Below are 21,418 nucleotides of genomic sequence, written 5' to 3'. Positions count from 1 at the left end.
AACGGAAGCGCGGCTATTCACATATGTCGATGAGCTTTCTCCCGGCATCGGAGCGGATCGCCGTCTCCGAAGCCGCGAGCCCGCCTGCATCCGACGCGACCGGATCGTTCGAAGACACCAAGGGAAGCCCGAGCGGACATGAGCGATCTCACCGAGCAGAACCCTCTCGGTCGAAGGGGCCCGAGGATGCAGGTCAACCCGCCGGTCTTCTTCACCTCGGCCGGGCTGACGCTCGCCTTCGCCGGCCTCAGCGCGCTGTTCCCCACACAGGCCAAGTCGCTGTTCGACACCCTGCAAGCCGCGATCGTGCATGAATTCGGCTGGTTCTACATCGCCGTCGTCGCCGGCTTTCTCGGCTTCGCGATCTTCCTGATGCTGAGCCGCTACGGCGACGTGAAGCTGGGGCCGGACGACAGCGAGCCCGACTACAGCTACCTGTCGTGGTTCGCGATGCTGTTCAGCGCCGGCATGGGCATCGGCCTGATCTTCTTCGGCGTGGCCGAGCCGCTTCAGCATTACGCCACGCCCCCCACGGGCGAGGGCAAGACCATCGAGGCCGCCCAGCGGGCGATGGTGCTGACCTTCTTCCATTGGGGCGTGCATGCCTGGGCGATCTACATCGTCGTGGGACTGGCCCTGGCCTACTTCTCGTTCCGCCGCGGCTTGCCGCTCACGGTGCGCTCGGCCCTCCACCCGCTCATCGGCGACCGGATCAACGGCCCGATCGGGCACGCGATCGACATCTTCGCGGTGCTCGGCACGATCTTCGGCGTCGCGACCTCGCTGGGGCTCGGCGTGCTGCAGGTGAACGCCGGCTTCACCCACCTGTTCGGCTTGCCGAACAACACGCTCGTGCAGATCGTCCTGATCGCCGTCATCACCGGTTGCGCCACGCTGTCGGTCGCCTCGGGGCTCGACCGAGGCGTGAAGGTCCTGTCCGAACTCAACATCATCCTTGCCGTCGTTCTGCTGCTCTTCGTGCTGGTCACCGGCTCGACGGTGTTCCTGCTCCAGGCCTTCGTCCAGAACGTCGGCGCCTATCTCGGCGCCGTGGTCGAGCGCACGCTCCAGACCTACGCCTACAAGCCCAATGAGTGGCTGGGGAGCTGGACGCTCTTCTACTGGGGCTGGTGGATCGCGTGGTCGCCCTTCGTCGGCATGTTCATCGCCCGGATCTCGCGTGGGCGAACCATCCGCGAATTCGTGACCGGCGTCCTGCTGGTGCCGGTGCTGTTCACCTTCTTCTGGATGACGGTGTTCGGCAATACGGCGATCGAGATGGACCGGTCCGGCGCCGTGGCGCTGACGGACATCGTCAAGGACAACATGCCCGTCACCCTGTTCGAGATGCTCGGGCACCTGCCGTTCGGCACCATCGCTTCGGGGCTGGCGACGCTGCTCGTGATCTTCTTCTTCGTCACCTCGGCGGATTCCGGTGCGCTGGTGATCGACATGATCACCTCCGGCGCGGCCGACAACCCGCCGCTCTGGCAGCGGGTGTTCTGGGCGATCAGCGGGGGCACCGTCGCCGCCGTCCTGCTGGTGGCGGGCGGGTTGGAGGCGCTCCAGACCGCGGCCATCGCCAGCGCCCTTCCCTTCTCCGTCGTGATGATCTTCATCTGCTACGGCCTGCTCCGGGCCCTCCAGATGGAGGGGCGCAGCGGCGGACTCGACCTGTCCTCGGCCACTGCCGCTTCGGGCGGCCTGTCCTGGCAGGAGCGGCTGGCGGCCATTACCCACTCCTACCGGAAGGAAGACCTGAAGACCTTCCTCGACGAGACGGTGGCGCCCGCCCTCGAGGCGGTTGCCGGGCAGATGCGCGAGAGCGGCCTGTCGCCCGAGGTCGTGCGTTCGGGCGAGCGCATCGATCTCATCGTTCCCTACGGAGACCGCGGCGCCTTCCGCTACGGCATCCGGGTGCGTGGATTGCGGACGCCGAGCTTCGCCTGGGCCGAGAATCCGTCGAGATCGTCGGACGAGCGCCATTATCGCGCCGTCGTCCAGACCTCCGAGGGTGACCGCCCGCACGACGTCACCGGCTATGGCCGGGATCGGGTGATCGACGATCTCCTGAAGCGCTACGCGCAGTTCCGGGCGGTTCGGGGCGCGGCCTGAACTGACTCAGGACCGCAGGGCGGCATGGGAGCGGGCCGGGTCGCCTGCGACCTGCTTCACAGCGACGGCGACGCCGCCCATCCCATCACCGGGATCGCCCGCGAGGCGCTCCAGGCGCATAGCGGGCCTGCGGGAGCGTTCACCGCGCTGGGGTCCGTCCGCCCGCCATTCCATCCCGGCACCGCCGAAGCAGCCTCGGATTTCGCCCTCGCAACGACTCAGGATGGCCTATTTCACACCCTGCCGGACACCCCTGCCCGACCCATACGAAGAAAATTTCCTGCCATTTCAAAAAAAATTTGAATACCCATTGAGCGGATGATGCACCGCAAACGAAGCGTTTTGATCGAAAATTTTTGTCGAACCACGAGACTGCTTGATTGAACTTTAGTGCCGACCCTGTTTGGATTGAGCCTTAGAACAAAACCAAGTTGGGCAGGAAAGCATGGCTAGTCCCGAGCCTTGGAACGCCACCCGCGCGGCTGGGATCGTCGCCGGGCTGCAATCTTTGGAGGGCGCGACTCTCCCTATATTGCATGCGCTTCAGGAGACGTTCGGCTACGTTGACGCGGAAGCCGTGCCGATGATCGCCGACGCGCTGAACCTGTCGCGCGCCGAAGTGCATGGCTGCCTGACTTTCTACCACGATTTCCGGCGCGAGCCGCCGGCCGGGCGCCATCACGTCAAGCTGTGCCGGGCCGAGGCCTGCCAGGCGATGGGCTCCGACCGGCTCCATGGCGAGATCCTCTCCCGCATGGGTTGCGACTGGCATGGCACCAGCGCCGACGGCGTCACCGTCGAGCCGGTCTACTGCCTCGGCCTCTGCGCCAACGCGCCTGCCGCCCTGGTGGATGACGAGCCGCTGGCTCGACTGTCCGCCGAATCCCTCGACGCCGCCCTCAAGGAGGTTCGCGCGTGAGCATCACACTCTACGTTCCGCAGGACGCCGTCGCCCTCGGCCTCGGCGCCAACCGCGTCGCCCGCGCGCTCTTCGCCGGTGCCGAGCGGCGCGGCCTCGATGTGCGCATCGTCCGCACCGGCACCCGCGGCATGCTCTGGCTTGAGCCGATGGTCGAGGTCGCGACCCCTGAGGGCCGCATCGCCTACGGCCCGGTGACGCCGGCCGATGTCGAGGGCCTGCTCGATGCGAATTTTGTCGAGGGCGGCGAGCATTCGCTCCGCCTCGGCAAGCCGGAGGAGATCCCTTTTCTCGCCAAGCAGCACCGGCTGACCTTCCATCGCTGCGGCGTGGTCGATCCGATCTCGGTCGAGGATTACCGGGCCCATGGCGGCTATCGCGGCCTGGAGGCCGCGCTGAAGCTCGACGCCGAGGGTGTCGTCGCCCAGGTGCGCGATTCGGGACTACGCGGGCGCGGCGGCGCCGGCTTCCCGGCGGGCATCAAGTGGAACACGGTGATGCTGGCCCAATCGGACCAGAAATACGTGGTCTGCAACGCCGACGAGGGCGATTCCGGCACCTTCGCCGACCGGATCATGATGGAGGGCGACCCCTTCAACCTGATCGAGGGCATGACCATCGCCGCCGTCGCGACCGGTGCCACGCGGGGCTACATCTACTGCCGCTCCGAGTACCCGCAGGCGTTCCGGACGCTGCGCGACGCGATCGCCAACGGCGTGCGGGCCGGCGTGCTGGGCGACAACATTCTCGGTTCCGGCATGAGCTTCCACCTCGAAGTGCGGCTGGGTGCCGGCGCCTATATCTGCGGCGAGGAAACTTCGCTGCTGGAAAGCCTCGAGGGCAAGCGCGGCATCGTCCGGGCCAAGCCGCCGATCCCCGCGCTCAAAGGCTTCCTCGGCCAGCCGACGCTGGTCAACAACGTCATGACCTTCACGGCCGTGCCGTACATTCTCGAGCACGGCGCCAAGGCTTACGCCGAGTACGGCATGGGCCGCTCGCTCGGCACCCTGCCGATCCAGCTCGCCGGTAACATCAAGCAGGGCGGCCTGATCGAGTACGCCTTCGGCATCACCATCCGGCAGGTGATCGAGGATTTCGGCGGCGGCACGGCCTCGGGCCGTCCTGTGCGGGCGGTGCAGGTCGGCGGTCCGCTCGGGGCCTACTTCCCCGACGACCTGCTCGACACGCCGCTGGATTACGAGGCGATGGCGGCCAAGAAGGGCCTCGTCGGCCACGGCGGCATCGTCGTGTTCGACGACACGGTGGACATGGCCAAGCAGGCGCGTTTCGCCTTCGAGTTCTGCGCCACCGAATCCTGCGGCAAGTGCACCCCCTGCCGCATCGGCGCCACCCGCGGCGTCGAGACCATGGACAAGGTCATCTCCGGCATCCGCCCGGAGGCCAATCTCAAGCTCGTCGCCGATCTCTGCGAGATCATGACCGACGGCTCGCTCTGCGCCATGGGCGGCCTGACGCCCATGCCCGTGATGAGCGCGATCACCAACTTCCCCGAGGATTTTCGGCGCGCGGGCGATCTGCCCGTCGCGGCCGAGTGAGGAGGCCGTCGCATGACCCTCATCAAGGAAATCGACTACGGCACGCCGATCCGGCTCAATGAGCAGACGGTGACGCTGACCATCGATGGCGAGAGCGTGACGGTGCCCGCGGGCACCTCGGTCATGGCCGCCGCGATGCATATGGGCACCAAGATCCCGAAGCTCTGCGCCACGGATTCGCTGGAGCCGTTCGGCTCCTGCCGGATGTGTCTTGTCGAGATCGACGGCCGTCGCGGCACGCCCGCCTCCTGCACCACGCCGGCCGAGAACGGCATGGTCGTGCACACGCAGACCGACAAGCTGCATCGGCTGCGCAAGGGCGTGATGGAGCTCTACATCTCCGACCACCCGCTCGACTGCCTGACCTGCGCCGCTAACGGCGATTGCGAGCTGCAAGATACTGCAGGTCAGGTCGGCCTGCGCGACGTGCGCTACGGCTATGACGGCGACAACCACGTCAAGCCGGCCTCCGACCGTTACCTGCCCAAGGACGAGTCGAACCCCTACTTCACCTACGACCCCTCGAAGTGCATCGTCTGCAACCGCTGCGTCCGCGCCTGCGAGGAGACGCAAGGCACCTTCGCGCTGACCATCGAGGGCCGCGGCTTCGACAGCCGCGTGGCGGCGGGCCCGACCAACTTCATGCAGTCCGAATGCGTGTCCTGCGGCGCCTGCGTCCAGGCCTGCCCGACCGCGACGCTGCAGGAGAAGACGATCCACGAGTTCGGCCAGCCCGACCATGCGGCGGTGACGACCTGCGCCTATTGCGGCGTCGGCTGCGCCTTCAAGGCCGAGATGCAGGGCGACAAGGTCGTTCGCATGGTGCCCTACAAGGGCGGCAAGGCCAACGAGGGCCATTCCTGCGTCAAGGGCCGCTTCGCCTACGGCTATGCCACCCACAAGGACCGCATCACCAAGCCGATGATCCGCGCCAAGATCACGGATCCGTGGCGCGAGGTCTCCTGGGAAGAGGCGATCAGCCACGCGGCGTCCGAGTTCAAACGCATCCAGGCGACCTACGGCCGCGACTCGGTCGGCGGCATCACCTCCTCGCGCTGCACCAACGAGGAGGCCTACCTCGTCCAGAAGCTGGTGCGCGCCGCCTTCGGCAACAACAACGTCGACACCTGCGCCCGCGTCTGCCACTCGCCGACCGGCTACGGCCTGATGTCCACGCTCGGCACCTCCGCCGGCACGCAGGACTTCAAGTCGGTCGAGGAATCCGACGTGATCCTCGTCATCGGCGCCAACCCGACCGACGGCCACCCGGTCTTCGGCTCGCGGATGAAGAAGCGGCTGCGCGAGGGCGCCCGCCTCATCGTCGCCGACCCGCGCAAGATCGACCTCGTGAAGTCGCCCCACATCCGGGCCGACCATCACCTGCCGCTCAAGCCCGGCTCCAACGTCGCCTTCATCAACGCCTTCGCCCACGTCATCGTCACGGAGGGTCTGGTCGCCGAGGACTACGTCCGCGAGCGCTGCGATCTGGCCGAGTTCGAGTCCTGGGCCCGCTTCATCGCCGAGGAACGCAACTCGCCCGAGTCCGCCCAGGCGATCACCGGCGTCGATCCGCAGGAGATCCGCGCGGCGGCCCGGCTCTACGCCACGGGGGGCAAGGCGGCGATCTACTACGGCCTCGGCGTGACCGAGCACAGCCAGGGCTCGACCATGGTGATGGGCATGGCCAACATCGCCATGGCCACCGGCAACATCGGCATGGTGGGCGCGGGCGTGAACCCGCTGCGCGGCCAGAACAACGTGCAGGGCTCCTGCGACATGGGCTCGTTCCCACACGAGCTGCCGGGCTACCGCCACGTCGCCGACGACGCCACCCGCGAGAGCTTCGAGGCGATCTGGGGGGCCAAGCTCGACAACGCGCCGGGTCTGCGCATCACCAACATGCTGGACGAGGCCGTCGGCGGCAACTTCAAGGGCATGTACATCCAGGGCGAGGACATCGCGCAGTCCGACCCCGACACCCATCACGTCACCTCCGGCCTCCGGGCCATGGAGTGCATCGTGATCCAGGACCTGTTCCTGAACGAGACCGCCAAGTACGCCCACGTCTTCCTGCCGGGCGCCTCCTTCCTCGAGAAGGACGGTACCTTCACCAACGCCGAGCGCCGCATCTCCCGCGTGCGCAAGGTGATGGCTCCGATGGGCGGCTACGGCGACTGGGAGGGCACGGTGCTGCTCGCCAACGCGCTGGGCTACAAGATGGAGTACACCCACCCGTCCGAGATTATGGACGAGATCGCGGCGCTGACTCCGAGCTTCGCTGGCGTCTCCTACCAGAAGCTGGAGGAACTGGGCTCGATCCAGTGGCCGTGCAACGAGAAGGCGCCGCTCGGCACGCCGATGATGCACGTTGACCGGTTCGTGCGCGGCAAGGGCCGCTTCATGATCACCGAATACGTGCCCACCGACGAGCGGACCACGGGCAAGTTCCCGCTGATCCTGACCACGGGCCGCATCCTCTCGCAGTACAATGTCGGCGCGCAGACGCGGCGGACCGAGAACTCCCGCTGGCATGAGGAAGACGTGCTGGAGATCCACCCCTTCGACGCGGAGGTGCGCGGCATCGTCGATGGCGACCTCGTCGCGCTGGAGAGCCGCTCGGGCGACATCGCTCTGAAGGCCAAGGTGACCGAGCGGATGCAGCCGGGGATCGTCTACACGACCTTCCACCACGCCAAGACCGGCGCCAACGTCATCACCACCGACTATTCGGACTGGGCCACCAACTGCCCCGAATACAAGGTGACGGCGGTGCAGATCCGACGCACGAACCGGCCCTCCGACTGGCAGGCGAAGTTCTACGAGGAGGACTTCTCGCTGACCCGCATCGCCGAAGCGGCGGAATAGTCTCTCGACGGGGCGGGCTTCGGCCCGCCCCCAGACGTCCGATCCTGTCCCTCATTGAGGTGCCGGAGCGAAGCGGAGGCCTCTAAGGAGGGCTCCGGAACGCGCTATGATCCCTGGAGCCCTTCTCCGAGGCCGCTCGCGCGGCCCCTCAGGATGAGGGAGCGGGAGGGAGCGCTCTCCAATCAGACACAGCCGAGTGCGGGCATGAGCGCGACCAATCCCAACGACAAGCTGGTGCGGATGGCCAACCAGATCGCCCTGTTCTTCCGGTCCTATCCGGAAGAGGAGGCCGTCTCGGGCATCCACAAGCACATCGTGGCGTTCTGGACGCCGAAGATGCGCCGCGACCTCGGAGGCTACGCCGACGAGGCCGGCGAGCGGCTCGACGCGCTCGTCCACCGGGCGCTTCACGAGGAGCCGAATGTCGAGAGTCCGGTGCGTCCGGCCACCCGCAACCCGCAGCTCGTGGGCGAAGGCGCCAGCGACGCGGGTTGATGCCTGATCCTGGATGATGCGAGCGGGCCCGGACGATGGCGCCCGTTCACCGTCCGGACGAAACCGGGATGCCCCGTTCCGGGCTGATCTCGAACCCGACGCCTCCCGCGCTCGCCCTCCGTTTCGAGGGGCGGTATCGCGTCGCCCTCCGCCGACGCGGTGACGGGAGAGGCCCTCATCGCCGATTGTTGAGAGCCTGCTAAGCTGACGAATCCGGTTCAATCGGCTATTGCGCTCCACCGTACATGATTTCGGCTGCCGGAATGTCCGGCTGAGCACGGGTCGGCGGAGGGAGAGAGCCATGAGCCGAGGCGGTGTGGGTGACGTGCCGTGGGACGAGCCCGCGCCGGCATTCCTCTCCCGGGAAAGGACCGTCGCCAAGCCCGGCTTCAACCGCTGGCTGGTGCCCCCGGCGGCGCTCGCCATCCATCTCTGCATCGGCATGGCCTATGGCCTGTCGGTGTTCTGGCTCCCGCTGTCGCGGGCTCTAAGCGTCGGGGCCGCAGCCCCGGCCGCCTGCCCGGACATGAGCGTCGCCACGGCCCTGTTCACCACTACCTGTGACTGGCGGGTGAGCGACCTCGTCATCGTGTTTTCGATCGGCATCGTGATGCTCGGCATCTCGGCGGCCGTGTTCGGTGGCTGGCTGGAGCGGGCCGGGCCGCGCAAGGCGGGGCTGGCCGCCGCGCTTTGCTGGAGCGGCGGTTTCCTGATCGGGGCGCTTGGCGTCTACCTGCACCAGCTCTGGTTGATCTGGCTCGGCATGGGCCTGATCGGCGGCATCGGCCTCGGGCTCGGCTACATCTCGCCGGTCTCGACGCTGATCAAATGGTTTCCCGACCGGCGCGGCATGGCCACCGGCATGGCGATCATGGGCTTCGGCGGCGGCGCCATGATCGGCTCGCCGCTGGCCGACACCCTGATCAAGACCTTCCGCAGCGCGGACACGGCCGGGGTGTGGCAGGCGCTCGCAGTGATGGGGCTCGGCTACCTCGTCTTCATGGTCAGCGGCGCGCTCGGCTACCGCGTGCCGCCGGCCGGCTGGCAGCCGGAGGGCTGGACGCCGCCCGCGGCGAAGAACGCGATGATCGCCTCGGGCCATGTCCACCTCGACCAAGCCCACAAGACCCCGCAATTCTGGCTGCTCTGGCTGGTGCTCTGCCTCAACGTCTCCGCCGGAATCGGCGTTCTGGCCCTGGCCTCGCCGATGCTGCAGGAAATCTTCGGCGGCGGGCTCATCGGCCGGCCCGGCATCGCGCTCGGTCAGCTCGATGCGGCGGAGAAGGGGCAGGTCGCGGCGATCGCGGCCGGGTTCGTCGGGTTGCTGTCGCTGTTCAACATCCTCGGCCGCTTCTTCTGGGCCTCGATGTCCGACCGGATCGGGCGCAAGACCACCTACGCCATCTTCTTCGGGGTCGGGCTCGTGCTCTACGCCGCCGCGCCCTGGGCCGCCGGCCTCGGCTCGACGGCCCTGTTCGTCGGGATGTTCTGCATCATCCTGTCGATGTACGGCGGGGGATTCGCCACCATCCCGGCCTATCTCGCCGACGTGTTCGGCACGCAGTTCGTCGGCGCGATCCACGGCCGCCTGCTGACCGCGTGGTCGACGGCGGGCGTCGTCGGCCCCCTCGTCATCACCGCCATCCGCCAGCATCAGGTCGATGCCGGCGTCCAGGGCCTCGATCTCTATGCCCGCACCATGCTGGTGCTGGCCGGTTTCCTCGCGGCGGGCTTCCTCTGCAACCTCCTGGTCCGGCCGCTCGCGCGGCACTGGTTCATGGACGAGGCTCGGGTGAAGTCGCTTCAGGACAAGCCGGGTACGGCGGAAGCGAGGACATCGGCCGCGGCGCGCGGCGGCAGCCAGGGGATCGGCCGGGGCGGCGTGACGCCCGCCGCCCTCCTGGCCTGGGCGGTGGTCGGCCTGCCGATCCTGTGGGGCATCTGGATCACGCTGTCCAAGGCGCTGATCCTGTTTCGGTGAGGCGGGGCACCAGCCCGGATGGTTGCTTGAGCGCGCCGCGCCCGCGGCCTACCGTCCGTCCCTCCCGCACCGCGCGGGCGGGACGGACACCGTGATCGACAAGCTCGAATTCCTCCTGGCGCTCGCCCGCGAGCAGCATTTCGGGCGCGCGGCGGAGACCTGCGGCGTGACCCAGCAGACCCTCTCGGCGGGGGTGAAGAGCCTGGAGGATCGTTTCGGCGTGCGCTTGGTCCAGCGCGGCTCGCGCTTCCAGGGGTTCACGCCGGAGGGAGACCGGGTTCTGGCCTGGGGCCGTCGCATCGTCGGCGATGCCCGCGCCATGCAGGACGACGTGGCCGCCCTCCGCAGGGGCCTGTCGGGCCATCTGCGGATCGCCGCTGTGCCGACGGCGCTGCCGATGGTGGCCGCGCTGACCACGCCGTACCGCGCGCGCTATCCGAACGTGCGCTTCAGCGTACTCTCCACCACCTCGGAAGAGATCTTCTCGCTGATCGACAACCTCGAGGCCGATGCGGGACTGACCTATCTCGACAACGAGCCCCTCGGGCGCGTGACCTCCGTTCCGCTCTACACCGAGCACTACCAACTCCTGACCGCTGCGGGCGGCCCCTACGACGACCGGGCCAGCGTCACCTGGGCGGAGCTGGCGAAGATTCCGCTCTGCCTTCTGACGCCCAACATGCAGAACCGCCGCATCATCGATCAGCAGATGCGCGCCGCGGGCGGCGAGCCGGCGCCGACGCTCGAATCCAATTCCATGGTCGTGCTGATGACCCATGTGCGCACCCTGCAATGGGCGAGCGTGATGCCGGCCATCCTCGCCGATGCGCTGGGGCCGACCGAGGGCCTGCGGGCGATCCCGATCGTCGAGCCGGACCTGCGCCACGCCATCGGCCTCGTCGCCCCGCGCCGCGACCCGGCCACGCCGATGGTCACCGCCCTCGTCAACGTCGCCCGCGCCGTGGCACGGACCCTCGACGGCGAGGATCCGGTCCCGGCCGTGCTGCACGGCTCCGGAACGAGTTGAATATCGAGATCCCAAAGGGATGATCCCTTTGGCGGGGCGCGGGGCAGCGCCCCGCTTCGACGTCCGGTAGGTCAGGCGCCAGGGCGCTGGATCACCGCGCAGAGGGTGAGCGGACCCTGCTCCTTGCGCATGAAGGCACAGGTGACGCGGGCGCCGTCCACCTCGACCGTGCTGTGGCGCTTGTCCTGCGCGCTTGCGCGGGCCTGCCGGGTGGCATCCCGCAGCCGATCCGGTGCGATCCCCGTGACGGCATGGCCCGCCTGGACGAACAGGGTGTCGTAGGCCTCGGGCGGGGTCTCACCCTTGTACTGCGCGCCGACGGAGGAGGCGTCGGCGCCCGCGCACGAGAGCGTCAATGATGTCTGCGGCCCGGCCTCGAACCGGGCGAAGTCGGCGCTCCGCTCGGCCACCGACGCGCTCGTTGCCCGTTGCACCCGGTCGATCAGATCGGTGCAGGAATCCTCCGCCATGGCGGGGGAGGCGGCGAGGACAAGGAGGAGGGCCATGGGACGTGCAAGGGCGCTGCGCATGCCTCCGATGTAGGGCAAACCGGCAAATCCCGCCGCTGGGCCGGGCTGAGGCGTAGCGCCGCTGTGCCTACGGATGCCAGGGCTCGGCGGGCTCCGCCTCCGCTTCCTCTGCGCCCTGTGTATCGAGCTGGGCCTGGATCGCGCGTAGCGCCTCCTGCACCCCCTGCCCCGAGGCCGCCGAGAGCACCAGCGGCTTGCCGCCCGCCGCCCGCTTCAGCCGGGCGAGCTGCTGCTTGAGGGTTTCGGCATCGAGTGCGTCCGCCTTCGAGAGGGCGACGATCTCGGGCTTGTCGGACAAGCCCTCGCCGTAGGCCTCCAGTTCGCGCCGTACCAGTTTGTAGGCCTTGCCGGCATGCTCGCTCGTGCCCTCCACGAGGTGGAGCAGAACCCGGCAGCGCTCGACATGGGCGAGGAACCGGTCGCCGAGGCCGACACCCTCGTGCGCGCCCTCGATCAGGCCGGGGATGTCGGCGAGCACGAACTCGCGCTCGTCCGAGCGCACCACGCCGAGGCCCGGATGAAGCGTGGTGAAGGGATAGTCGGCGATCTTCGGCTTGGCGGCGGTGACGGTCGCCAGGAAGGTCGACTTGCCCGCGTTCGGCAGGCCGACGAGGCCGGCATCGGCGATGAGCTTGAGGCGCAGGATCAGCCACATCTCCTGGCCTTCCAGGCCGGGATTGGCGTGGCGCGGCGCCCGGTTCGTGGAGGTGGTGAAGTAGGCGTTGCCGAAGCCGCCATTGCCGCCCTTGGCCAGCCGCACCCGCTGGCCGACTTCCGTCATGTCGGCGATCAGCGTCTCGCCGTCCTCGGCGAAGACCTGCGTGCCCGCCGGCACCTGGAGCACCGCGTCGTCGCCCTTGGCGCCGTGGCAGTTCGAGCCCATGCCGTGCTCGCCCTTCCGCGCCTTGAAGTGCTGCCGGTAGCGGTAGTCGATCAGGGTGTTGAGGCCCTGCACGCACTCGATCCAGACATCGCCGCCCCGTCCGCCGTCGCCGCCGTTCGGCCCGCCGAACTCGATGAACTTCTCCCGCCGGAACGAGACGCAGCCGGGACCGCCGTCGCCGGAGCGGACGTAGACCTTGGCTTCATCGAGGAATTTCACGGTGCTTCGCCTTGGATTCGGGACCGGGAGGGCCGGTCAGCTTTCTGTGCGACGGCACTGGCCGTCGAGATTGAGATACTGGATGCTGCGCAGGCCCGCCTCGAACCATCCGCCGGCATCCGGCTGGCGGCCGTTGGCGCCGCCATCGCCGTAGAGGTTGATCTGGATCGCGCCGTCGGGCGAGCGCAGGGTCGGCGCCTCGCCGTCCCGAGCATAGGTCCAGGTCGGCCGTTCGTCGAACAGGGTCTGCGACCCGTCCGCCTCGCGCTGGAACAACTGCGCGTAGGCGGTGCCGCCGCTCGGCGGCCCGGCGAAGTAGAACCCGACCTTCGGCGTGCGGCCGGCGAAATTGTAGAACTCGCAGTAGAGGCGCGTTTCTCCCTGCGGTTTCGGCGTGGGTGCCGCCGCGGACTCGATCGGCGGCGGCGGCACCTCGCGGGTGATCGTGACGATGAGGGCACCCAGCGCAACCGCCGTCAGACCCGCGCCGATGCCGGCGACCGTCCGCGTCCTCATGCCGAGCGTCCTCCCGCTGCGATCCCGCGCCGGTCGAGCCATGTCCTCCGGTCGAGCCGGAAATCGTAACTCGGGACGGCGCCGCCCCGTGCCTCGAAGACCGGCGCCGATTCCCCGGTGCGGTGAAATCCGCACTTTTCCAGCACGCGCTGCGAGCCGCGGTTCTCGATCATCGCGGCGGAGACGAGCGCCGGGTGCCCCGCATAGGCGAAGGCGGCGTCCACCAGCGCCAGCGCCGCCTCGGTCATCAGCCCCTCGCCCCAGAACGGCGTTCCGAGCCAATAGCCGAGGCGCGGCTCGGGCTCGTCCGGCCGTCCGGTGACCGAGATCACACCGATCAGCTTCGCGGGCGAGGACCGCCGGCACAGGGCCATGATCAGCCCCTCCCCGGCCGTGTTCGCGGCGCGCGCCCGGATCACGAAGCTCTCCGCCTCGTGCGGCGGAAGCGGGCTCGCAATCCGTGCGGTCTTCTCGGCCACCGCCGGATCGCCGGCGAGCCGCGAGACGGCCTCGGCGTCGCGGGCCATGGGCCAGCGCAACCAGAGCCGTCGCGTCTCGATGCGGAAGACGTCGTCGCGGGTAAGATCGGGGAACATCGTGAGCCGGTCATGCGAGGGCGCGCAGGGGCGCCGTCCGGGACGACGAAGGGGGAGGATGGTGTCCCCATCCTCCCCCGTGTTCCGATCCGCTCTCAGCTTCGCATGAAGCCCTAGCGACTCGTCCGCCGGTTCGGTGTGGGACACCGGCGGGACGCTCGCTTCGTCGTCAGCGACAAGCGTCCGCCGTTACTCCGCGGCCTGGGCCAGCGGCACTACGGTTACGAAATCGCGGCCGCGCCGGGTCTCGAACTGCACCTTGCCCGGGACGAGGGCGAACAGGGTATGGTCCTTGCCCATGCCGACGTTCGTGCCGGGGTGCCACTTCGTGCCGCGCTGGCGCACGATGATGTTGCCCGGAATCACGGCCTCGGAGCCGAACTTCTTGACGCCGAGGCGCCGGCCGGCGGAGTCGCGGCCGTTGCGGGACGAGCCGCCTGCTTTTTTGTGTGCCATGGGATTGCTCCGGAATTCTGCTGGATCTGCGTTCGGACGGGCGGCTGATTACTCAGCGGCGGCCGGGGCGGACTCGGCGGCCGGCTCGGCCTTCCGGGTCTTGCGCGGCTCGGCCTTCGAGGTCTTGCCGCCGGCGCTGATCTCGGTGATGCGCACGACCGTGAAGTCCTGACGGTGGCCGCGGCGGCGGCGCGAGTTCTGGCGGCGGCGCTTCTTGAAGGCGATGACCTTCCGCGTGCGGCCGTGCTGGACGATCTCGCCGGTGACGCCGATGCCCGACAGGAGCGGGGTGCCGATCTGGGTGGCATCGCCATCGGTGAACAGCAGCACGTCGCCGAAGGTGACGGCGGCGCCGGCCTCACCCTCGAGGGTGGCCACGGTGATGACGTCGTTGGCGGCAACGCGATATTGCTTGCCGCCGGTCTTGATGACTGCGAACATCGTTGTCTCTCGTGTTCTGTGCCGACCTCCGGCGCTGGCAGCGCCTGGGCCGTCTTCTTGTTCAGGTCATCCGTGCGGGTCAGGCTGGGCCGTAGGCGCACGAACGCGAAACGCGCGGACTTCGTCGAGGAAGCCGCGCGGTGCCGGCCAGATAGTCGGGAGCAGGGCTTCTGTCAAGGCTGGACGAAGCTCGCCTACCGCTTCGTCAGCCCGCCGAGCACGTTCCGCAGGATCGCGTCGCCCACCTCCGTGCCGACCTTGCGCGCCATGGAGCGGGCGGCGTTGCCGATGACCTGCTCGGCCAGACTCGGCGGCGGGCGGCGGGTGCGGCCGGTTCCCTTGCCGGTCCCTTTGCCGGTCCCTTTGCCCTTGGGCGCCTCCTCGCCGCTGCCGAAGATCCCACCGAGCCAGCCACCCAGCATCCCCGAGAGCCCGCCCTCGCTCTGGCCCGCGGCTTCCGCCGGGGCCGCGTCCAGATGCTTGCGCTGGGCCAGCATCTCGTAGGCGCTCTCGTTGTCGACCGCCTCGTCGTATTTTCCGCGCAACGGGCTCTGCTGAATCAGCGCGGCGCGCTCGGCCGGCGTCAGCGGCCCGACCCGCCCCTGCGGCGGGGCGATCAGCGCCCGCTCCACGATCGAGGGCGTGCCCTTGGCTTCGAGAAAGCTCACCAGCGCCTCGCCGACGGCGAGTTCGGTGATCGCCTTGCCGACATCGAAGCCGGGGTTCTGGCGGAAGGTCTCGGCGGCGGCGCGCACGGCGCGCTGGTCGCGGGGCGTGAAGGCGCGCAGCGCGTGCTGCACCCGGTTGCCGAGCTGGCCGAGCACCGTCTCCGGCACGTCGAGCGGATTCTGCGTCACGAAGTAGACGCCGACGCCCTTCGAGCGGATCAGGCGCACCACCTGCTCCACCGCATCGAGCAGCGCCTTGGGGGCGTCGTTGAACAGCAGGTGCGCTTCGTCGAAGAAGAACACGAGCTTGGGCTTGTCGAGATCGCCGACCTCGGGAAGTTGCTCGAACAGCTCCGAGAGCATCCACAGCAGGAACGAGGCGTAGAGCCGCGGCCGCTGCATCAGCTTGTCGGCGGCCAGGATGTTGACGAAGCCCCGGCCGTCCCGGTCGGTGCGCATGAAGTCTTCGAGGTTGAGCGCCGGCTCGCCGAGGAATTGGTCGGCGCCTTGGTTCTCCAGCACCAGCAGCGCCCGCTGGATCGCGCCGATCGAGGCACCCGAAACGTTGCCGTAGGTGGCCGAAAGTTCCTTCGCGTTCTCCGACAGGAAGGTGAGGAGCGCGCGCAGGTCCTTGAGGTCGATCAGCGGCCACTGGTTCTCGTCGGCGACCCGGAAGGCGATGTTGAGCACGCCCTCCTGGATGTCGTTGAGTTCGAGCAGGCGCGCGAGCAGGAGCGGGCCCATCTCGGTCACGGTGCAGCGGATCGGGTGGCCCTGCTCGCCGAACACGTCCCAGAAGATCGTCGGAAAGCGATCGGGCTCGTACGGGATCCCGAGTTCCTCGGCACGCTTGACGAAGTGGGGCTTGGCCTCGCCCGCGGCGGCGAGCCCCGAGAGGTCGCCCTTGATGTCGGCGGCGAAGACCGGAACGCCCGCGTTGGAAAAGCCCTCCGCCAGCACCTGCAGCGTCACGGTCTTGCCGGTGCCGGTCGCGCCCGCCACGAGGCCGTGGCGGTTGGCCAGCCGCAGGCTCAGCACCTCGGGCTTCGGTCGCGGCCCCGTGCTCCGGCCGACCAGAATCGTCCCCTCGCCCGCCGCCATGCCGTCCTCGCTCGATCCGTCGCCTTTGTGACGGACAGGGTATGGCGCCCCGCGCCCCCGATCCAGGGCCGAGGGCGCCGGCAACCCTTGATTTCGCCGCCGCCGCATCGGACAGACACGCATCTGCTCAGGAGGAAGCGTTTCATGGAAGAGTTGATTGCCCGCGTGACCAACCGCACCGGGCTCGACGCCACGACCGCCAAGACAGCGATCGGACACATCCTCGCCTTCCTGCAGAAGGAGGGGCCGGCGACCGAGGTGAGCCAGCTGATGGCCGCGCTTCCGGGCTCCGAGACGGCGATCGCCGAGGCCAATGCCGGCGAGGGCGGCGGCGGTCTGATGGGCATGCTCGGCGGCATGATGGGCGGCGGCGTGATGGCGCTCGGCCAGAAGCTGATCTCGGCCGGCGTGCCGATGAACCAGATGCAGCCGCTCGGCCAGGAGCTGTTCGCCTACGGCCGCGAGACCGCCGGCGAGGATGTCATGGGCCCGATCGTCGGCTCGATCCCGGGCCTGAACCAGTTCGTCTGAGGCGGCAGGATCTCGCGATAAGTCCCTGCGATCGTTAGCCGGTTTTCATTCGCCGGCTAGTATCGAGACTTCGCGCGGAGCCTCGCAACGGCTCCGCGCAAGCCTCTGTAGAAACGAGAAGATTTCCGTCATAAAAGCGTGCGGCCTTCGTGATGTTGTCGCCGCGCAAGAGGACGCATCGCGCGGCCTCCCGCGACGGGATCGTGTCGATCATGCTGCCGAATTTTTCCCCGCGCGAGGCCACGGCGGCGTGGAAGGCCGGCTGGGAGACCAAGGTTCAGGCGCCCTTCGCCCGCTTCCGCCAGACCTTCGAGGGCGGTGACCTCGCCCTGCCCGGCGGTGCGCCGATCCTGCTGAAGAACCGGGCCAAGCGCCTTCTGCCGGAACCGGGGCTCGATCCCAGCCTCGGCCGGATCGGTGCGCTCGAAGTGCGGCTCGCCACCACGAAGTCAGAAATCCGTCGGGCGCAGCGCCTGCGCTATCGCGTGTTCTACGAGGAAATGTCGGCGGTGCCGACCGGCATCGCCGCGCTCAAGCGCCGGGATGTCGATGCCTACGATGCGATCTGCGACCACCTCCTCGTGATCGACCACGCCGCGACCGAGGCGAAGCCTTTCCGCAAGGCCCGGCCGAAGGTCGTCGGCACCTACCGGCTGCTGCGCCAGGACCGGGCGGAGGCGCATTTCGGCTTCTACTCCTCGGGCGAGTACGACCTCGCGCCCCTGCTGGAGCGTCATCCGGGAAAGCGCTTCCTCGAACTCGGCCGCTCCTGCGTGCTGAAGCCCTACCGCACCAAGCGCACCGTCGAACTGCTGTGGCACGGCATCTGGGCCTATGTGCAGCACCACCGCATCGATGCGATGCTGGGCTGCGCCAGCCTGGAGGGCACCGATCCGGAGCGGTTGGCGCTGCCCTTGAGCTTCCTCCACCACCACGCCCGCGCGCCCGAGGCGTGGCGGGCCCGCGCCCTGCCGGAGCGTTACGTCGCGATGGACCGGCTGGCGAAGGAGGCGGTCGATCCGAAGGCCGCGCTGATGGCGCTGCCGCCGCTGGTGAAGGGCTATCTCCGGGTCGGGGCGACCTTCGGCGACGGCGCGGTGGTGGACCGCCAGTTCGGCACCACCGACGTGCTCGTGGTGCTGCCGGTCTCGGCCATCGCGGCGCGCTATATCGGCCATTTCGGCGCGGGTGCGGATCGGCACGCCGCCTGACCGAGCCGGGTTGCGGGGCGGGGTGAAGCCGGTTCAGGCAAGCGCCCCTCACCCCGCACCCACCGCTCGAAGGTCATGACCGCCGTCTCCGCCCGCCCCTCCGATCGCGACCGCCTCGGCGCGATGACCGCCGCGATCGCCTGCGTGGCGGTGGTGGGCACGGGGCTCGGCCTGTCGATCCCGCTCCTGTCGCTGGAAATGGAGCGGATGGGCGCGTCGAGCGTCGTCATCGGCCTCAACACGGCGATCGCGGGGTTCGCGGCGATCCTCACGGTGCCGTTCGTGCCCCGGCTCGCCGCGCGGGTCGGCGTGGTGCGCCTGCTGATCCTGGCGATCGTGCTCGGGGGCTTATGCCTCTCGGCCTTCAAGCTCTTCCCCCACCTCGTGCTGTGGTTCCCCCTCCGCTTCGTCTTCTCGACGACGATGGGCGTACTGTTCGTCCTCTCCGAGTACTGGATCAACGACGCGGCGCCGCCCGAGCGGCGTGGGCTGGTGATGGGGATCTACGCGACGGTCCTCGCTATCGGCTTCGCCATCGGGCCGACCCTGCTGACGCTGCTCGGCACGGAGGGGTTCGCGCCGTATCTCGCCGGCTCGGCCCTGTTCTTCCTCGGCCTCACCCCGTTGGTGCTGGCCCGCAACCTCTCCCCCGATCTCGGGCACGACGAGGGGGCCGGGATCCTGACCTATCTGCGCCTCGCGCCGCTCGCCGTGCTGGCCGCCGCCCTCTACGGGGCGGTGGAGGCAGGCGCCTTCGCCATCCTGCCGCTCTACGGCCTGCGCATCGGCCTCGACGCGAAGACCTCCGCCGCCCTGGTCAGCGCGGTGGCGCTCGGCAACGTACTGTTCCAGATCCCCGTCGGGCTGCTGGCCGACCGCGTGGACCGGCGCCTCGTCCTGCTCGGCGCGAGCCTCGCAGGCGCGCTCGGGGCGGCCCTGATCCCGGCGGCCTCCACCTCGCTGCCGCTGCTCTCCGCCCTGCTCTTCGTCTGGGGCGGGATCGTCGGCACGCTCTACACGGTGGGTCTTGCCCATCTCGGAGCCACCTTGCGCGGGCCGGATCTGGCCGGCGCCAACGCCGCCTTCGTGATGCTCTACAACGCAGGGCTGATGCTCGGGCCACCGCTCATCGGCGGCGGCATGGACCTCCAGCCGCCGCAGGGCTTTGCCGTCGCCCTGAGCCTGCTCTTCGCGCTCTACGCCTTGCCGGTGATCCGGAGTCTCGCTCGGGGACGCGCGGGCTGACGATCGGGTGCGACGGGGCACGGAACGCCGCCGCTGCGGTGCTCGTTATCCCGTCGAAGCTGCACCGTTGCCCCATCCTCCCGACGTGAAGGAATCCGACCCATGAGCCTGATCGGACGCATCGTCACCAAGCTCCTCGGCACCGACGATCGCGTCGTCGCCCGCGACGACCGCAACGCCGGATCGAGCTCTCCGATCGGCCGTCTCGTGACGAAGATCCTGCGCAAGTAAGTCTCGCCGTCACAGCGTGACCCAAGGGCCGGCGGCTCGGAAGGGCCGCGCGGCCCTTTTTCATGCTGATTTCTCGCCGGTTGCCGGAAACGCCCTCTGGGGTGGCCAATGCGGGATGTGGCCCTTATGCCCCTGGCCCTTCTCCGGTCACCAATCCTCACAGGTAAAGGCTCGGGTTCCTGCCGCGGTTCTCCTCACAGACCGCGCGACCCGAACTGCGATCATGCCCTCATTGTACGAAGCTGCCCCGGCCGTCCCATCCCCGGCGGTCGAAGTCGATGCAAGCCGAGGCTTACCGACCTACGTCGTCGGCCAGGATGGGCACGGCCACTGGGTCGCCCTGGAGAGCCAAGGCCTCGGTGGCGGCTATTTCCGTAGCCGCGAGGCGGCGTTCCAGTACGCGGTCGGCGAAACCGGACGCCGGGCGGGCGCCGTGCGCCTCAGCGCCGAGCCGCTGCGCATCGCCCTGTGACCGCCGACGGCGGGGTTCAGCGCCCCGCCACCGCCTCGCGCACCACGCTCTTGACCAGGGGCGACGCCGGAACGCTCGGCTTCCAGAACTGGCCGGTGCGGCCGGCCTCGTAGCCGAACTGGTAGAGGTTGCGCATGTAGGCGGTGTCGAAGCCCCGCGACGTGGTGGTCTGCGGTGCGCTCTCGTCGATATAGGTCAGGTTGAAACCGATCCCGTTGCGCCGGGAGAACACGTCGGTCGCCACCAGCGTCGCCCGCGAGCGAGCGCGGCTCGCGGTGGTGAAGGACTTCTCGACGATCGACAGGGTGTTGTTCTTGGTCACCTCGAATTCGGGTTCGAGGCGGCCGTTGATGACCACGTAGATGTCGGCCTTGCCCGCGTTGCGGAAGCGCCCGTCGCGCATCAGGAAGGATTGCGGCAGCGTGAAGATAGGCGTCACCACCGAACCGTCCACGTGCATCTCCTGGAAGGCGCGGCCCTCGGCCTGCACGTCGAGGAGCTGGGGCGGGAACACCGCCGGGATGCTCGCCGAGGCGGTGAGCACGTCGGTGAACAGCGAGACGGCGTTGGGCGCGCCGCTGGCGGCGATGGCGCCCATGTTCCAGATCACGGCGCGCTGCGTGTCGAGGTTCGTCGTCACTACGAGCAGGCGGCGGCCCTTGGCATGCTCTTCGGCGATCGCCTGGAGCAGATCGGGCGTGACGTAGCGGGCGATCAGGTTGCGCAGCCGCCCGTCACCGAACAGGCCCGAGCCGAACAGCACGTTGGCGATGCTCGGGCTCTGCACCAGCGAGTCGGCGATGCCGCTGGTGTAGATGTCGGTCAGATAGGGATCGTAGGCGGGCCCGAGGAAGGCGAAGGGCGCGATCAGCGCACCGGTCGAGACGCCGGAGACGATGGTGAATTCCGGCCGCTTGCCCGAGGCGGTCCAGCCGTTGAGCACGCCCGCGCCGTAGGCACCGTCACCCCCGCCGCCCGAGAGCGCGAGATAGGCGAAGGCTTGGCGCTTCTTCTGCGGGCCGGCGGCCATCGCCACGAAGTCGGCGGCCCCGGCATCGGCATAGGCCCGCACACCGACCATGCCGGGCACGGTCGCGGCTTCCGCCTCGCTCTCGGTGTAGTTCGTCCGCGGCAGGGAGGAGCAGGCCGCAGCCTGCCCGGCAACCGCCGCGGCGAGAAGCAGGCGCGACCAGCGGAAACCTTTTGGCATCGACATGACCCGAACAAGCCCGATGGAAGGGGGCCAGCTTACACGAAACGAGCTTGGCCGTATTGCGTTCCCGCACGGGACCGTCGCGCTCCGACGCCGGCTGATGCCGTGCTGCCACAACGTGAGCGAGGGTCACCGTAAGGGCTCGTA

General features: G+C 68.8%; 19 protein-coding genes and 1 pseudogene. 12 read left to right on the top strand and 8 right to left on the bottom strand.

Translation table 11 applies throughout. From position 1 onward, the window contains the following. The first annotated feature begins 186 nt into the window (after positions 1 to 186). The 7 genes from MKK50_RS00710 to MKK50_RS00680 all read left to right on the top strand — a co-directional run bounded on the left by MKK50_RS00710 (position 187) and on the right by MKK50_RS00680 (position 10,958). Positions 187 to 2,115 carry a BCCT family transporter gene (locus MKK50_RS00710; protein ID WP_499019725.1) on the top strand — a complete coding sequence of 643 codons (1,929 nt, stop codon included), beginning with the start codon at positions 187 to 189 and terminating at the stop codon, positions 2,113 to 2,115. 445 nt (positions 2,116 to 2,560) lie between these two features. Then, positions 2,561 to 3,034, top strand: a complete 474-nt coding sequence (locus MKK50_RS00705) for a formate dehydrogenase subunit gamma (protein WP_499019700.1) — start codon at positions 2,561 to 2,563, stop codon at positions 3,032 to 3,034. Next, entirely contained in the window at positions 3,031 to 4,590 is a 1,560-nt protein-coding gene (locus MKK50_RS00700) for a formate dehydrogenase beta subunit (protein WP_499019698.1), read from the top strand. The genes MKK50_RS00705 and MKK50_RS00700 overlap by 4 nt, the downstream gene beginning before the upstream one ends. Positions 4,591 to 4,602: 12 nt before the next feature. Further along, positions 4,603 to 7,455, top strand: a complete 2,853-nt coding sequence (gene fdhF, locus MKK50_RS00695; RefSeq protein WP_253369150.1) for a formate dehydrogenase subunit alpha — start codon at positions 4,603 to 4,605, stop codon at positions 7,453 to 7,455. Between the two features lie 204 nt (positions 7,456 to 7,659). After that, positions 7,660 to 7,950, top strand: coding sequence for a formate dehydrogenase subunit delta (locus MKK50_RS00690; protein WP_499019695.1), 291 nt, complete (start codon positions 7,660 to 7,662; stop codon positions 7,948 to 7,950). Between the two features lie 301 nt (positions 7,951 to 8,251). Then, complete coding sequence (locus tag MKK50_RS00685) at positions 8,252 to 9,931, top strand: OFA family MFS transporter (protein ID WP_499019692.1); 1,680 nt, start codon at positions 8,252 to 8,254, stop codon at positions 9,929 to 9,931. Positions 9,932 to 10,022: 91 nt separating this feature from the next. Next, the gene (locus tag MKK50_RS00680; protein WP_499019690.1) at positions 10,023 to 10,958 is read left to right on the top strand and encodes a LysR family transcriptional regulator; all 936 of its coding nucleotides are present in this window, start codon (positions 10,023 to 10,025) and stop codon (positions 10,956 to 10,958) included. A 71-nt stretch (positions 10,959 to 11,029) separates the two neighbouring features. Here the strand turns inward: MKK50_RS00680 and MKK50_RS00675 are convergent, their stop codons facing one another. The 7 genes and pseudogenes from MKK50_RS00675 to MKK50_RS00645 all read right to left on the bottom strand — a co-directional run bounded on the left by MKK50_RS00675 (position 11,030) and on the right by MKK50_RS00645 (position 16,368). Beyond that, positions 11,030 to 11,464: a hypothetical protein gene (locus MKK50_RS00675; protein WP_499019688.1), complete on the bottom strand. Its 435-nt coding sequence runs from the start codon at positions 11,462 to 11,464 to the stop codon at positions 11,030 to 11,032. 91 nt (positions 11,465 to 11,555) lie between these two features. Continuing rightward, positions 11,556 to 12,590, bottom strand: a complete 1,035-nt coding sequence (gene obgE / locus MKK50_RS00670) for a GTPase ObgE (protein WP_499019686.1) — start codon at positions 12,588 to 12,590, stop codon at positions 11,556 to 11,558. 36 nt (positions 12,591 to 12,626) lie between these two features. Continuing rightward, on the bottom strand, positions 12,627 to 13,106 hold the full coding sequence (locus MKK50_RS00665) for a hypothetical protein (RefSeq protein WP_499019684.1): 480 nt from the start codon (positions 13,104 to 13,106) through the stop codon (positions 12,627 to 12,629). After that, a complete protein-coding gene (locus MKK50_RS00660) occupies positions 13,103 to 13,702 on the bottom strand; it encodes a GNAT family N-acetyltransferase (protein WP_499019681.1) in 600 nt (199 codons plus the stop codon). Before MKK50_RS00660 ends, MKK50_RS00665 begins: the two co-directional genes overlap by 4 nt. A gap of 189 nt (positions 13,703 to 13,891) precedes the next feature. Beyond that, positions 13,892 to 14,158: a 50S ribosomal protein L27 gene (rpmA, locus tag MKK50_RS00655; RefSeq protein WP_003603089.1), complete on the bottom strand. Its 267-nt coding sequence runs from the start codon at positions 14,156 to 14,158 to the stop codon at positions 13,892 to 13,894. A 132-nt stretch (positions 14,159 to 14,290) separates the two neighbouring features. Further along, a pseudogene (gene rplU / locus MKK50_RS00650) lies at positions 14,291 to 14,599 on the bottom strand (50S ribosomal protein L21); the annotation flags it as partial. A gap of 194 nt (positions 14,600 to 14,793) precedes the next feature. Beyond that, entirely contained in the window at positions 14,794 to 16,368 is a 1,575-nt protein-coding gene (locus MKK50_RS00645) for a helicase HerA-like domain-containing protein (RefSeq protein WP_499019679.1), read from the bottom strand. Positions 16,369 to 16,512: 144 nt separating this feature from the next. Between MKK50_RS00645 and MKK50_RS00640 the strand changes: the two genes are divergently transcribed. From MKK50_RS00640 to MKK50_RS00620, 5 genes are all read left to right on the top strand, one after another. Further along, the gene (locus MKK50_RS00640; RefSeq protein WP_499019676.1) at positions 16,513 to 16,899 is read left to right on the top strand and encodes a DUF2267 domain-containing protein; all 387 of its coding nucleotides are present in this window, start codon (positions 16,513 to 16,515) and stop codon (positions 16,897 to 16,899) included. 212 nt (positions 16,900 to 17,111) lie between these two features. After that, positions 17,112 to 18,110: a l-ornithine N(alpha)-acyltransferase gene (olsB, locus tag MKK50_RS00635; RefSeq protein WP_499019723.1), complete on the top strand. Its 999-nt coding sequence runs from the start codon at positions 17,112 to 17,114 to the stop codon at positions 18,108 to 18,110. Between the two features lie 75 nt (positions 18,111 to 18,185). Next, positions 18,186 to 19,355, top strand: coding sequence for an MFS transporter (locus MKK50_RS00630; protein ID WP_499019674.1), 1,170 nt, complete (start codon positions 18,186 to 18,188; stop codon positions 19,353 to 19,355). A gap of 102 nt (positions 19,356 to 19,457) precedes the next feature. After that, positions 19,458 to 19,586: a TFIIS helical bundle-like domain containing protein gene (locus MKK50_RS00625; protein WP_253369126.1), complete on the top strand. Its 129-nt coding sequence runs from the start codon at positions 19,458 to 19,460 to the stop codon at positions 19,584 to 19,586. A gap of 223 nt (positions 19,587 to 19,809) precedes the next feature. Beyond that, positions 19,810 to 20,058 carry a hypothetical protein gene (locus MKK50_RS00620; protein ID WP_499019671.1) on the top strand — a complete coding sequence of 83 codons (249 nt, stop codon included), beginning with the start codon at positions 19,810 to 19,812 and terminating at the stop codon, positions 20,056 to 20,058. 16 nt (positions 20,059 to 20,074) lie between these two features. Here MKK50_RS00620 and MKK50_RS00615 read toward each other — a convergent pair whose 3' ends face one another. Continuing rightward, positions 20,075 to 21,268, bottom strand: coding sequence for a patatin-like phospholipase family protein (locus MKK50_RS00615; protein WP_253369122.1), 1,194 nt, complete (start codon positions 21,266 to 21,268; stop codon positions 20,075 to 20,077). Positions 21,269 to 21,418: the final 150 nt, after the last annotated feature.

Source organism: Methylobacterium sp. J-043 (genome assembly GCF_022829505.1).
In the GTDB taxonomy this organism is placed as follows: Bacteria; Pseudomonadota; Alphaproteobacteria; order Rhizobiales; family Beijerinckiaceae; genus Methylobacterium; species Methylobacterium extorquens_A.
Note: the sequence above shows the minus strand (reverse complement) of the source record. Positions and strands in the feature narration are given on the sequence as shown.